At 70.9% G+C, this 12556-nt stretch carries 9 protein-coding genes; 2 read left to right on the top strand and 7 right to left on the bottom strand.

Annotated features, from left to right (window positions below; genetic code table 11):
- Positions 1-27: 27 nt before the first annotated feature.
- Positions 28-1905: a ricin-type beta-trefoil lectin domain protein gene (locus ACIBEI_RS30200; protein ID WP_398893392.1), complete on the top strand. Its 1878-nt coding sequence runs from the start codon at positions 28-30 to the stop codon at positions 1903-1905.
- A 221-nt stretch (positions 1906-2126) separates the two neighbouring features.
- Here ACIBEI_RS30200 and cimA read toward each other — a convergent pair whose 3' ends face one another.
- From cimA to ureA, 7 genes are all read right to left on the bottom strand, one after another.
- On the bottom strand, positions 2127-3767 hold the full coding sequence (cimA, locus tag ACIBEI_RS30195; protein WP_398893391.1) for a citramalate synthase: 1641 nt from the start codon (positions 3765-3767) through the stop codon (positions 2127-2129).
- Positions 3768-4065: 298 nt separating this feature from the next.
- The gene (locus ACIBEI_RS30190) at positions 4066-5271 is read right to left on the bottom strand and encodes a hypothetical protein (protein WP_398893390.1); all 1206 of its coding nucleotides are present in this window, start codon (positions 5269-5271) and stop codon (positions 4066-4068) included.
- Between the two features lie 27 nt (positions 5272-5298).
- The gene (locus ACIBEI_RS30185; RefSeq protein WP_398893389.1) at positions 5299-6588 is read right to left on the bottom strand and encodes a TolB family protein; all 1290 of its coding nucleotides are present in this window, start codon (positions 6586-6588) and stop codon (positions 5299-5301) included.
- Positions 6589-6712: 124 nt separating this feature from the next.
- Positions 6713-7261, bottom strand: coding sequence for a TetR/AcrR family transcriptional regulator (locus ACIBEI_RS30180; protein WP_307531184.1), 549 nt, complete (start codon positions 7259-7261; stop codon positions 6713-6715).
- A 160-nt stretch (positions 7262-7421) separates the two neighbouring features.
- On the bottom strand, positions 7422-8462 hold the full coding sequence (locus ACIBEI_RS30175; protein WP_398893388.1) for an agmatine/peptidylarginine deiminase: 1041 nt from the start codon (positions 8460-8462) through the stop codon (positions 7422-7424).
- A gap of 50 nt (positions 8463-8512) precedes the next feature.
- Complete coding sequence (locus ACIBEI_RS30170; RefSeq protein ID WP_398893387.1) at positions 8513-10204, bottom strand: urease subunit alpha; 1692 nt, start codon at positions 10202-10204, stop codon at positions 8513-8515.
- Complete coding sequence (ureA, locus tag ACIBEI_RS30165; RefSeq protein ID WP_398893386.1) at positions 10201-10926, bottom strand: urease subunit gamma; 726 nt, start codon at positions 10924-10926, stop codon at positions 10201-10203. The genes ACIBEI_RS30170 and ureA overlap by 4 nt, the downstream gene beginning before the upstream one ends.
- Before the next feature lie 151 nt (positions 10927-11077).
- Here ureA and ACIBEI_RS30160 point away from each other — a divergent pair, with 151 nt between their 5' ends.
- Positions 11078-12520: a cytosine permease gene (locus ACIBEI_RS30160; RefSeq protein WP_398893385.1), complete on the top strand. Its 1443-nt coding sequence runs from the start codon at positions 11078-11080 to the stop codon at positions 12518-12520.
- Positions 12521-12556 lie beyond the last annotated feature (36 nt).

Genomic DNA, 12556 nt, shown 5'->3' with positions numbered 1-12556 from the left:
CCCCCACCTCCAGAAGGGCGGCGCACCATGAGCACCCCCAGAAGACCCCTCCGGGTGGCCCGGCTCCTCCTCGCCGGGCTGCTCACCACCGCGGGGCTGACGAGCGTCGGCGCCACGCCCGCGCAGGCCGCGGGCGAGCAGGTCACGGCCTGGCTCACCACGACGAACGACTCCGGCGGCCGGAATGTCGTGCGGGGTCTGCAGGCGCAGACCCCGTTCGCGTTCCAGGCCGGCAGCGGCGGAAGCGGCGAGAACATCTCCGTGGACGAGAACACGCGCTACCAGTCGTTCTCCGGCGGCGGCGCGTCCTTCACGGACACCGCGGCCTGGCTGATGGACGGCAGCGGGGCCCTGACCCAGGCGACCCGTGACGCGACCATGCGCAAGCTGTTCTCGCCCACCGAGGGCATCGGGCTCTCCCTGCTCCGCAACCCGATGGGCGGCTCCGACCTGGCCCGCTTCGGCTACACGTACGACGACATGCCGGCCGGGCAGACCGACCCGGACCTCTCCGAGTTCTCGATCGCCCACGACCTCCAGGACGTGCTGCCGCTCACCCGGCAGGCCAGACAGCTCAATCCGTCCCTCACGCTGATGGCGTCGCCGTGGACCGCGCCCGCCTGGATGAAGGACAACGGGCAGCTCAACGGCGGCTGGCTGAAGGCCGAGAACTACGGGGCGTACGCCAACTACTTCGTGAAGTACCTCCAGGCGTGGCGCGACCAGGGCGTCCCGGTCAACTACGTCACCGCCCAGAACGAGCCGACCTGTTGCTCCGGCTACCCCTCCATGAGCTGGAACGGCTCCGGCCTCGCGTACTTCACCAAGAGCGAGCTGCTGCCCAAGCTGCAGGGCGCGGGCCTGTCCACGAAGGTGCTGGCGCACGACTGGAACTGGGACACGTACGACGCGTACGCCGCCCAGACCGTCGACGACGCGGCGGTGCGCTCGCACCCGAACTTCGGCGGGATCGCCTGGCACGGCTACGGCGGCGACGTCGCCAAGCAGACCACCGTGCACAACCAGTATCCGCAGCTGGACGCCTTCGGCACCGAGCACTCGGGCGGCACCTGGATCGCCAACCAGCAGCGCGAGGACATGATGAACATCATCGACTACACCCGTAACTGGGCGAAGTCGGTGACCAAGTGGTCGCTGGCCGTGGACCAGAACCGCGGCCCGCACAACGGCGGCTGCGGCACCTGCGACGGTCTGGTCACCGTGCACAACGGCGACTCCCGGCACGGCCAGGTCGACTACACCGTCGAGTACTACACGATGGGCCACCTGACCAAGTTCGTACGGCCCGGAGCCCAGCGCATCGCCTCCACGGCCAGCTCGTCCGTGCCGAACGTGGCGTGGCGCAACACGGACGGTTCGAAGGCGCTGATCGCGTACAACGACGCGAGCGCGGCGAAGACCGTGACGATCAACTGGGGCTCGCAGCACGCCACTTACTCGCTCCCCGGCAAGACGTCGGCGACCTTCACCTGGTCCGGCACCCAGTCGGGCGGCGGCGACCAGGCGGGTTCGTTCGTGGGGCTCGCGGGCAAGTGCCTCGACGTGGCGGGCGGTTCGTCGGCCAACGGCACGGCGGTCCAGCTGTACGACTGCAACGGCTCGACCGCGCAGAACTGGACGGTTGCCGCGGACGGTTCGGTCCGTTCCCTCGGGAAGTGCCTCGACGTCACCGGCGCGTCCGTCGCCGACGGGGCGAAGATCCAGCTCTACGACTGCAACGGCTCGGGCGCGCAGCGCTGGTCGTACAACGCCTCGACCGGTGACCTCGTCAACACGGCCGCGAACAAGTGCCTGGACGTGAGCGACAACTCGTCGGCGAACGGGGCGCGGGCGCAGATCTGGAGCTGCACGGGGGCCGCCAACCAGAAGTGGCAGCTGCGGTAGGGGGGCGGGGTGATTTTCGCCCCCGCCGCCCCTACCCATTCCCGTCACATACTTGGGGGCTCCGCCCCCAAACCCCCGCTCCTCAAACGCCGGAGAGGCTGGTTGTTAGCCCGTCCGGCGTTTGAGGACGAGGCCGTTCAGGCCGATAGCGGGGGTCTGGGGGCGGCAGCCCCCAGGGGACGGGACGGGTAGGGGCGGCGGGGGCGAGAAACCCTGGGTGGCTACTCCGCCGGTTCCACGCCCGCGCGCAGCAGCCCGTACGTGTAAGCGTCCTCCAGCGCCTGCCAAGACGCCGCGATCACGTTCTCGGCGACGCCCACCGTCGACCACTCGCCCGTGCCGTCGGAGGTGGAGATGAGGACCCGGGTCGTGGACTGGGTGCCGTGCTTGCCCTCCAGGATGCGGACCTTGTAGTCGACGAGCTCCAGCTTGGCGAGCTGGGGGTAGATCTTCTCCAGGGCCACGCGCAGGGCACGGTCGAGGGCGTTGACCGGGCCGTTGCCCTCGGCCGTGGCGACGATGCGCTCACCCTTGGCGAAGAGCTTGACCGTGGCCTCGTTGGCGTGGCTGCCGTCGGGGCGGTCCTCGACGATGGCGCGCCAGGACTCGACCTCGAAGTACTTGCGGGCCTTGCCCTCGACCTCCTCCCGGAGCATCAGCTCGAAGGAGGCGTCCGCGGCCTCGTACGTGTAGCCCCGGAGCTCGCGGGCCTTGACCCGCTCGACGACCCGGCCGATCAGCTCGCGGTCGCCGCCCAGGTCCACCCCCAGCTCCTTGCCCTTGAGCTCGATCGAGGCCCGGCCGGCCATGTCCGAGACGAGCATCCGCATGGTGTTGCCGACCTGCTCGGGGTCGATGTGCTGGTACAGCGCCGGGTCGACCTTGATGGCCGACGCGTGCAGGCCGCCCTTGTGGGCGAAGGCCGAGACACCTACGTACGGCTGGTGCGTGGACGGGGTCAGGTTCACGACCTCGGCGATCGCGTGCGAGATGCGGGTCATCTCGGACAGCGCGCCCTCGGGGAGGACCTTCATGCCGTACTTGAGCTCAAGGGCGGCGACCACGGGGAACAGGTTGGAGTTGCCTACGCGTTCGCCGTAGCCGTTCGCCGTGCACTGGACGTGGGTCGCGCCCGCGTCGACGGCGGCGAGGGTGTTGGCGACGGCGCAGCCGGTGTCGTCCTGGGCGTGGATGCCGAGGCGTGCGCCGGTGTCGGCGAGGACGGTGGCGACGACGGCCTGGACCTGGGCGGGCAGCATGCCGCCGTTGGTGTCGCACAGCACCACCACGTCGGCGCCGGCCTCCGAGGCGGCCCGGACGACGGCCTTCGCGTACTGCGGGTTCGCGCGGTAGCCGTCGAAGAAGTGCTCGCAGTCGACGAAGACGCGCCGGTCCTGGGAGCGGAGGTAGGAGACGGTGTCGCGGACCATCTCCAGGTTCTCTTCGAGGGTGGTGCGCAGCGCCAGTTCGACATGCCGGTCGTGGGCCTTGGCGACGAGCGTGACGACGGGCGCGCCGGACTCGACGAGCGCCTTGACCTGCGGGTCCTCGCTCGCCCTGCCGCCCGCGCGGCGGGTGGCGCCGAAGGCGACGAGCTGGGCGTGCCTGAAGTCGATCTCCTCCTGGGCGCGGGCGAAGAACTCGGTGTCGCGCGGGTTGGCCCCCGGCCAGCCGCCCTCGATGAAGCCCACGCCGAAGTCGTCCAGGTGCCGTGCGATGGCCAGCTTGTCCGCGACGGTGAGGTTGATGCCCTCTCGCTGCGCACCGTCGCGCAGCGTCGTGTCGAAGACGTGGAAGGCGTCGTCGACTCGGGAGGGGCCGCGACGGGAGGAGTCGCGATTCTCGTCGGTTGCGTCCGTCATCTCTTGAGGCTCCTGTATCGGATTCGGTCTACCGGAATGACCGGCTCCACCGTCCATGGTCTCTCGCGCTCCGGTCCCGGCTGAAGGTGGGCCAGGAAACAGAAAAACCTCTCGCGGGTGCGAGAGGTCTGCGCGCGGGTCAGGACGACGGTGGCCGCCCGTACGTGGTCATACGGGGCGGTCACTGCGGACCGGCGCGCCTGCTGCCAATAATCATGGCGAACGAGAGCACGGAGGCAGTCTGGCACAGACCGCCCCCGCGCTCACCGTCCGTCTCAGGATGCGAGCACTCGGTTGATCACCGCAGGTGGCGTACGAACGCGTCGTCGCCCTCGTTGGTGTCGCCGGCCGGGATCAGCCCCGGGTCGGCGGACAGGAAGGCGATGCGGCGGGCGCCGTCGGAGATCCGGCCCGGGAGGACCTCGGCCGTGGCCGTACCGCCGGTGCTGTCGGGCGTGACCAGGGCGGTGGTGCCCTTCCTCAGGTCCCGCACATAGACGGGCCACTCCTTGCCGAACTCGGCGCCGGGCTCCGTCACCTCCGACATGAACGTGACGTAGCGGCCGTCGGGGCTCACCGCGGCGCTGCGGGTGTAGACCTCGCCGGGGCCGCCCTGGGTGCCGTGGATGCGCCGGTTGGCGCCGGTGGCGATGTCGTGCACGAACACGTTCCAGCTGGCGTCGTTGTCGTCGGGCACCAGGTGGGTGTCCCTGGACTCGAAGACGACCGTGCGGCCGTCGCCGCTGATGGACGGCTTCAGGGACTCCTTCTCGGTCACCGAGCCGTCGTGGGAGCGGTCGACCTGGGTGTGCTCGTCCGTCGTGCGGTCGTAGAGCCAGACGTCGCCCCAGTCGTCGCCGCGCGGGCCGTTCATGTAGTTGTACTGGTAGACGACACGGCGCCCGTCGTCACTGACCGTCGGCTCGAAGGCGTTCCGCGGTTCCCAGGTCGGCCGGGGGTGGCTGATCCGCTCGGTGGTACCCGCGATCCGGTCGCGCAGGAAGACCACGCTGGTGCCCTCGGCGGTCTCGGTGAGCGTGTAGACGGCGTAGCGGCCGTTGGGACTGACGGAGAACGCGCGGGGCGGCCCGGAGAATCCCTCGGGGACCTCGATACCGAACGTCTTCTCCCCTCCCGGCGTGACCAGGTCGTTCAGCCGCACTTCGTCGCCGTAGGCATAGACGATGCGGCCGTCGTCCAGGACCGCCAGCAGGTCACCGAACCCCGCGAAGCGGATCTTTCCGGTCTGCAGGTCGCGCCGGTACATGCCGCTGTGCGGCACGCCCGGGTCCACGTCCTCGGCGTCCGTGGTGAAGGCGACGTAGCGGCCGTTGCGGCTGATGACGGCCTTGTGCGTGATGCCGTTGCCCGCCTTCCCCTCGGGCGTGACGCTGATCGGTTCGGTGTGCGGGGCTCTGGGCGCGGAGTTCGCCGTGGTCGCCGGCAGTGCCATCGTGGCGGCGACCACGGCGGCGGCGAGTGCGGTACGTGCGCGGGCGTGCATGAGTTGTTCCCCCCTGTGTCGGTTCGGTCAGTTCGGGCGGCGGACGAAGCCGTCGGAGGTGCCGTTCGTGTCGTCCGGGACGAGCTGGGCGGACTGGCTGCTGAGGCCGATGCGCCGGGCTCCCGGGCCGATCGAGGAGACCGTCACGTCGTTGTCCGTCACGGGCCCGCCGCTGACGGACTCGCTGACCAGACGCGTGCTGCCGGTGCGCAGATCGCGGAGATAGACGTTGGCCGGTCCCAGCCGTCCGTCCGCCAGACGCGGATCCGCCTTGTAGGTCAGGTACCGGCCGTCCGGGCTGAGCACCGGTTCGCGGGGGTTCTCCTCGCCCGCGGCACTGGCGTCGATGCGCCGGGTGACGTCGGTGCGCAGGTCACGGACGTACAGATCCTGCGTGCCGGGGGTCTCGTCGGGGACCAGGTCGCCGCCCCAGTAGGTGAAGGCGATGGTCCGGCCGTCCGCGGAGAGCGAGTTGGGCCACGCGTACCGCTCCGCCGGGCTGCCGTCCGGCCTGACGTTGACCTGTTCCTCGGTGCCGGTGCGGCGGTCGTGCACCCACGTGACGCCGTACGAACTGCGGGGCACCATCTGCGTGTACGACACATAGCGGCCGTCGGCGCTCAGGCCGCCCAGGACCGCCGGATTGGTCGGACGGTCCCGGTTGTTGATCCGCTCCACCTCGCCGGTGCGGCGGTCGAGGACGTACACCGCTCCGAAGAGATCGGCGGGGTCCTTCTCCATCCGGTCGGCCTTGGCCCTGAAGGCGATGTAGCGGGCGTTCGCCGACATGGCGGCGTCGGCCGTGTAGGCGGAACCACCATCGAGAGCGACGCTGACACGCTCCGTGGTGCCGGTGCGCCGGTCGTGCAGATAGAGGTCGTAGACCCCCGCCTCCGTGGGCGGGTTGTCCCAGTGGACCAGATTCCTGGCGGTGGAGCGGAACAGGACGTACCGGCCGTCGGCACTGATACTCGCCCCGCTCGACGTGGCGTCGGCCTGCACACCGTCCGATCCGACGCTGACCCGTTCGACGGTCCCCTTGCGCAGGTCGCGCACAAAGGCGTCCCCGGAGCCGTTGGTGTCGCCCGGCACCAGGTTGGACGCGTCCGAACTGAACAGCGCGAAGCGGCCGTCCGCGCTGAACTCCGGTCCGTACGAGCTGTCGTCGCCCTGCTCCCCCGTCGCGGACAGTGTGATCCGCTCGGTTCCCGGCTTCGGTGCCGGGGCCTGTGGCACGGCCGCCGACATCGTTGCCGTGGTCACCAGCATCGCCCCCGCGATCACCGCGACGGACGCCCCACGCATGGTTCTGCCCATGCCTGCTTCCCCCTGTTTCCCCGTTGGCGCTGTTCCCCCGGCCCTGCGCCGAGGGCTCATTCGATGCAAACGCACCGGCGGGCACGGGTCAATCCGCCGAATTGAGTACAACCTGGACGGGCACTCAGGCGTCCGAGCGCGCCAGCGACTCGTCCAGGAACTCCCGTACGTGGCCGAGGATCTGCTCCCGGTCCGTGCCCCGCAGCCCGATCGCCACATGGATGGAGAAGCCGTCGAGGAGGGCCCTGAGCCGGGACGCGAAACGGTCCGGGTCCACCGGGCGGAACTCCCCGCGCGACACCCCCTCCGCCAGCAGCGCCACCAGGTCGCGGTGCCAGGCGCCCTCGATCGCGGCCTGTCGCTCGCGGGCGTCCTCGTCGGCGTTCTGCGAGCGGTTCCAGACCTCCAGCCAGAGGGTCCAGTGCGGGTCGCGGTGGCCGTCGGGCACGTACAGGTCGACGTACGCGTCGAGGCGCTCGCGCGCCGGGGCCGCCCGGGTGAGCAGCCGGCCGCGCTCCGCGCCGAGCCGCCCCTCGCTCCACTCCAGGGTGCGCAGCAGCAGCTCGTCCTTGGAGTGGAAGTAGTAGAGGAGGTGACCGCTGCTCATCCCGACCTCGCGCCCGAGCGCCGCCATGGTGAGCTTCTCCAGACCGCTCTCGGCGATCATGTCCATCGCCACGGCCAGGACATCCTCGCGGGGCGGGGCGGTGTTGCGCCGACGGGTCGTCACGCGACGGCCCGGGCGGCCTCGACGGCAGGATCGGTCGGCCGGTGGTCGCAGGCGGCACACGACAGTACGTTCACCCGTACGTTCTACCTGACCGCGGACGCTCTCAGGCCCTCGGCTGCTGTTGTGTGACGCAGTGGATGCCGCCGCCGCCCGCGAAGATCGCCCGCGCGTCCACCAGCGTGACCGTCCGGTCGGGGAACAGCCGCCGGAAGATCCCGGCCGCGATCTCGTCGCGCGGGTCGTCGAAGCCGCAGAGCACGACTCCGCCGTTGCAGAGGTAGTGATTGATGTAGGAGTAGTCGGCCCAGTGGCCGTCCGCCTCCAGGACCGTCGGGGCGGGGACCTCGACGACCTCGATCCGGCGGCCCCGGGCGTCGGTCTGTGCCCTGAGCAGCCCGATGATCTCCTTCGACACCTCGTGGTCGGGGTGCGCCGGGTCGGGCTGGGAGTGTGCGACGACGACTCCGGGCCGGGCGAAGGCGACGACGATGTCGACGTGGCCGAGCGTCCCGTACCCGTGCGGGGGATAGTCGCCGGTCAGCCCGCGCGGCAGCCAGATCGCCCTGCGAGTGCCGAGCTGGGCGTGGATCTCCGCCTCCACCTGCTCCTTCGTCCAGCCCGGGTTGCGCTCGGGCCCGAGCTGCACGGTCTCGGTGAGCAGCACCGTGCCCTCGCCGTCCACGTGGATCGCGCCGCCCTCGTTGACGAGCTTCGAGGTGTACGTCCGTGCCCCGGCCAGGTCCGACACGTACGCCCCGATCTTGGCGTCGTGTTCCCAGCGGGCCCAGTCCTGGGCGCCCCAGCCGTTGAAAGCCCAGTCCACGGCGGCGAGTTCGCCCTTCCCGTCGGTGAGAAAGGTGGGGCCGATGTCGCGCATCCAGGCGTCGTCGAGTTCCCGCTCGACGGTGTCGATGCCGGGGCCCAGCAGGGTCCGTGCCTCGGCCGACCGGCCGGGACCGCAGACGACCGTGACCGGTTCGAAGCGGTGCACGGCACGGGCCACCGACGCCCAGGCCGCACACGATCCGGCGAGGTCGTCCGGGTCGTCAAAGGTCACGTTGGGGCCCGGCCACGCCATCCAGGTACGCTCGTGCGGGGTCCACTCGGCGGGCATCCGGAAGCCGTCGGCGGCAGCCTTGTTCATCGGGGTCCTCATCGGGTCCTCGGGGTCCTCGTCGGGCCTCATCGGGTGTCTCACAGGAAGTACAGGCGGTTGAGGGAGACCGACTCGGCCGGCTCGGAGCGCAGCGGTTCGCCGTCGAGGGTGACGAGGCCGGTGCGCTGGTCCACATCGACCGTGCCCGTACGGGAGTTGAGGCGCAGGTCGGCCGGACCGATGCCGCGGGTGCCGCGAACCGCCACGCGACGACGGCGCGTTGGCATGGTGTCGTTGCCCTGGTCGAGCGCTGCCTGTGCCACGAAGGCGACGGAGAGGTCGGCGGGGGTACTCCCGTGCGCCCCGAACTGCGGTCCGAGGACCAGGGGTTCGCAGGTGTCGGTCGCCGCGTTCGGGTCGCCCACGACTCCGTACGCCGGGAAGCCGGACTTGAGCACGAGCTGCGGTTTCGCGCCGAAGAACTCGGGGCGCCACAGCACGATGTCGGCGAGCTTGCCGGTCTCGATGGAGCCGACCTCGTGGGCGAGGCCGTGCGCGATGGCGGGGTTGATGGTGAGCTTGGCGATGTAGCGCAGGACGCGCGCGTTGTCGTCGCCCGAGTCGCCGGAATGGTCCCCCTCGATCGGCCCCAGCTCCGCCTTCATCTTCCCGGCCATCGCGAACGTCCGGCGCACGGTCTCCCCCGCACGCCCCATGCCCTGCGCGTCCGAGGAGGTGATGCCGATCGCGCCCAGGTCGTGCAGGACGTCCTCGGCGCCCATCGTCCCGGCCCGTATCCGGTCGCGGGCCATCGCCGCGTCGCCGGGCAGGTCGGTCTTGAGGTCGTGGACGGAGACGATCATCCCGTAGTGCTCGGCGACCGCGTCCCGGCCGAAGGGCAGGGTGGGGTTGGTGGAGGAGCCGATGACGTTCGGAACTCCCGCCATTTTCAGCACGTTCGGTACGTGACCGCCGCCGCAGCCCTCGATGTGGAAGGCGTGGATGGTGCGGCCTTCGAGGACGCGCAGGGTGTCCTCGACGGACAGGCACTCGTTCAACCCGTCGCTGTGCAGGGCGACTTGGACGTCGTGCTCCTCGGCGACCCGAAGGGCCGTGTCGAGCGCGCGGGTGTGGGCGCCCATGTCCTCGTGGACCTTGAAGCCGGACGCCCCGCCCTCGGCCAGGGCCTCGACGAGCGGCGCCTCGTGCGAGGACGAACCGCGGCCCAGGAAGCCGATGTTGACCGGCCACGCGTCGAACGCGTTGAACGCGTGCCGCAGCGCCCAGGGAGAGTTGACGCCGACGCCCCACACCGGCCCGAACTCCTGCCCGACGATCGTCGTCACGCCGGACGCGAGCGAGGCCTCCATGACGCGCGGCGACAGCAGGTGGACGTGCGTGTCGACGGCTCCGGCGGTGGCGATCAGCCCTTCCCCGGAGACGATGGACGTACCCGTGCCGACCACGACGTCGACGCCGTCGAGGGTGTCGGGGTTCCCGGCCCGGCCGATGGAACAGATCCGCCCCTCGCGGATGCCGATGGAGACCTTCCGGATCCCCTGCGCCGCGTCAATGACCACGACGTTGCTGATGACGACGTCACAGGTCTCGCGGACGGCGGCGGCCTTGAGGTGCAGCCCGTCGCGCGCGGTCTTGCCGAACCCGGCGAGGAACTCGTCGCCGTACTTCTGGGCGTCGGACTCGACGCGGATCGTGAGCCCCGAGTCACCGAGGCGGACTCGGTCACCGGCCCGGGGGCCATGGGTGGCGGCGTACTCGTACGGATTCATCGTGTCGCCCCCTGCCCCTGAAACTCGTCCCCGGGATCAGCGGCTCCCAGATATCCGCAGGCGGCGGCCCTGTGCAGGGCCTCCTCCTTCGCGCCCGGCGCGTCCAGCGGGCCGTCCACGAGCCCCGCGAACCCGATCGCGATCCGCTCGCCCCCGACGGGCACGAGCCCGACCTCGACGCGTTCGCCCGGCCCGAACCGCACCGACGACCCTGCGGGCACGGCGAGCCGCATCCCGTAGGCGTCCGCGCGCGGGAAGTCGAGCCGCGGGTTGGCCTCGAAGAAGTGGAAGTGGGAGGTGACGGAGACGGGCACGGTGGCGGTGTTGGTGACCGCGAGCCGCACGACCGCCTCGGGCTCGGGCTCGGCGTGCGCGGGCCCGGGCAGCAACGCGCCCGGGGCCCGCTCCCCCAGCCCGCCGCCGATGATGGGGTCGGCCACGACCGCGAGCCGCGAGCCGTCGTCGAAGACGGCCTCGACATGCACCTCGGTCACGACGTCGGCGACACCCGGCAGCACGTCGTCGGGGCCGAGCACCGCCCGGGCCGCCTCGATGGCCTCGGCGAGCCGTCGCCCGTCCCGCGCGGCCTCGCAGACGGTGTCCGCGATGAGCGCGGTCGCCTCCGGAACGTTGAGCCTGAGACCGCGCGCCCGGCGGGCACGGGCCAGCTCGGCGGCCCCGAACAGGAGCAGCCGGTCACGTTCCGTGGGAGTCAGTCTCACGCCACGACACCTCCTTGCGTGCACAGGATTTAGAGCGTCACTCTAACCATGCCACTCACGGAAAGAAACCATTGACGCACGAACACGAACCCGGCACATTGAACGTCGCTCTAAAGTGCGGGGCGCAAGGGGCCGATCGAAGGGACCTGCCATGCCGGTGGAACAACACGGAGTCGACACCATCCCGGAGGAGGAGCGGACGAGTGGTCCCCGGGACCTGGTCTCGATCCTGCTCGGCTCGAACCTCTGCCTCGGCGTGATCATCTTCGGCTGGCTGCCGCCGTCGTTCGGCCTCGACTGGTGGTCGTCCGTCACATCGGTCGTGGTGGGCACGCTGGTCGGCACGGCCCTCACGGCTCCACTCGCGCTGGTCTCCCTGCGCACGGCGACGAACCTCTCGACGTCGTCCGGCGCCCAGTTCGGCGTCCGGGGCCGGCTCGTCGGCTCGGTCGTCGGGCTGCTGCTCGCCCTCGGCTACACGGCCCTGACCGTGTGGATCGGCGGCGACGTGATGGTGGGCGTACTGCACCGCCTGTTCGGACTGCCCGCCTCGGACCTCTCGTACGCGCTGGTCTACGCCCTGCTCTCGGCGGCCACCGTGGCGGGCGCGGTGTACGGCTACCGCGTGCTGCTCCGCATGTCCCGGATCCTGGCCGTGGGCATGACGGCCCTGCTGGTCCTCGGGGTGTTCGCGTACGCGCCGCACTTCACGACCTCCGCGCTGCCGGAGGCGGGCGGCTATCTGCTCGGCGGCTTCTGGCCGACCTGGCTGCTGGCGGCGGTGGCCGCGGGTCTCTCGGGCCCGGTCGCGTTCATCACGCTGCTCGGCGACTACACGCGCTACATCTCACCCGCCCGGCACTCCTCCCGCACGGTCCTGCGCGCGACCTGGCTGGGCCTGACCGCCGGGCTCCTGGTCCCCCAGCTCTTCGGCACCTTCACGGCGTACGCGGCCGGCGCGGCCCTCGACTACGCGGGCCCGCTGGTCGCCGCCGCCCCCGGCTGGTACCTGGTCCCGCTTCTGCTCGCCGCCTCCGCCGGGTCGGTCGGCAACGCGGGTCTGATGCTCTACTCGATGGGCCTCGACCTGGACGCGATCCTCCCGCGCGCCTCCCGTACCCGGGCCACGTACACGGTCGCCGTCGTCGCCACGGCCTGCGTCTTCGTCGGCCACTACGCGTCGAGCGCCCAGGACGCGATGACGTCCTTCGTACTGCTCCTCACGGCGGTCGGCACACCATGGGCGGTCATCACACTCATCGGCTTCGTACGCTGCCGCGGGGTGTACGACCCGGACGCCCTCCAGGTCTTCAACCGGCGTTCCAGGGGCGGGATCTACTGGTACTCGGCCGGCTGGAACATCCCGGCCACGGTGTCGTGGGGCCTGGGCGCCGTCACCGGCCTCCTCGCGGTCTCCCTGCCGTCGTACGAGGGCCCGCTGCTGGCGCTGACCGGCGGGGTGGACTGCAGTTTCCTGCTGTCGGGGCTGGTGGGAGGCACCGCGTATCTGACCCTGACGGCGCGGTCGCCTCAGGCACCGGCGCCCTCCGAGGTGTCGGGGACGGAGACCCGGCGGGCCTCGGTCTCCTCTTAGCGCGATAGGCCCGCCCCCCAACACAGGGGGCGGGCC

This window comes from Streptomyces sp. NPDC050988, from assembly GCF_044456225.1.
Lineage (GTDB): Bacteria > Actinomycetota > Actinomycetes > Streptomycetales > Streptomycetaceae > Streptomyces.
Note: the sequence above shows the minus strand (reverse complement) of the source record. Positions and strands in the feature narration are given on the sequence as shown.

Excerpts from the sequence above, each read along its gene's own strand:
- ACIBEI_RS30200 (WP_398893392.1), top strand. The coding sequence starts at position 28 with ATGAGCACCCCCAGAAGACCCCTCCGGGTGGCCCGGCTCCTCCTCGCC.
- cimA (WP_398893391.1), bottom strand. The coding sequence starts at position 3,767 with ATGACGGACGCAACCGACGAGAATCGCGACTCCTCCCGTCGCGGCCCC.
- ACIBEI_RS30190 (WP_398893390.1), bottom strand. The coding sequence starts at position 5,271 with ATGCACGCCCGCGCACGTACCGCACTCGCCGCCGCCGTGGTCGCCGCC.
- ACIBEI_RS30185 (WP_398893389.1), bottom strand. The coding sequence starts at position 6,588 with ATGGGCAGAACCATGCGTGGGGCGTCCGTCGCGGTGATCGCGGGGGCG.
- ACIBEI_RS30180 (WP_307531184.1), bottom strand. The coding sequence starts at position 7,261 with ATGGACATGATCGCCGAGAGCGGTCTGGAGAAGCTCACCATGGCGGCG.
- ACIBEI_RS30175 (WP_398893388.1), bottom strand. The coding sequence starts at position 8,462 with ATGAACAAGGCTGCCGCCGACGGCTTCCGGATGCCCGCCGAGTGGACC.
- ACIBEI_RS30170 (WP_398893387.1), bottom strand. The coding sequence starts at position 10,204 with ATGAATCCGTACGAGTACGCCGCCACCCATGGCCCCCGGGCCGGTGAC.
- ACIBEI_RS30160 (WP_398893385.1), top strand. The coding sequence starts at position 11,078 with ATGCCGGTGGAACAACACGGAGTCGACACCATCCCGGAGGAGGAGCGG.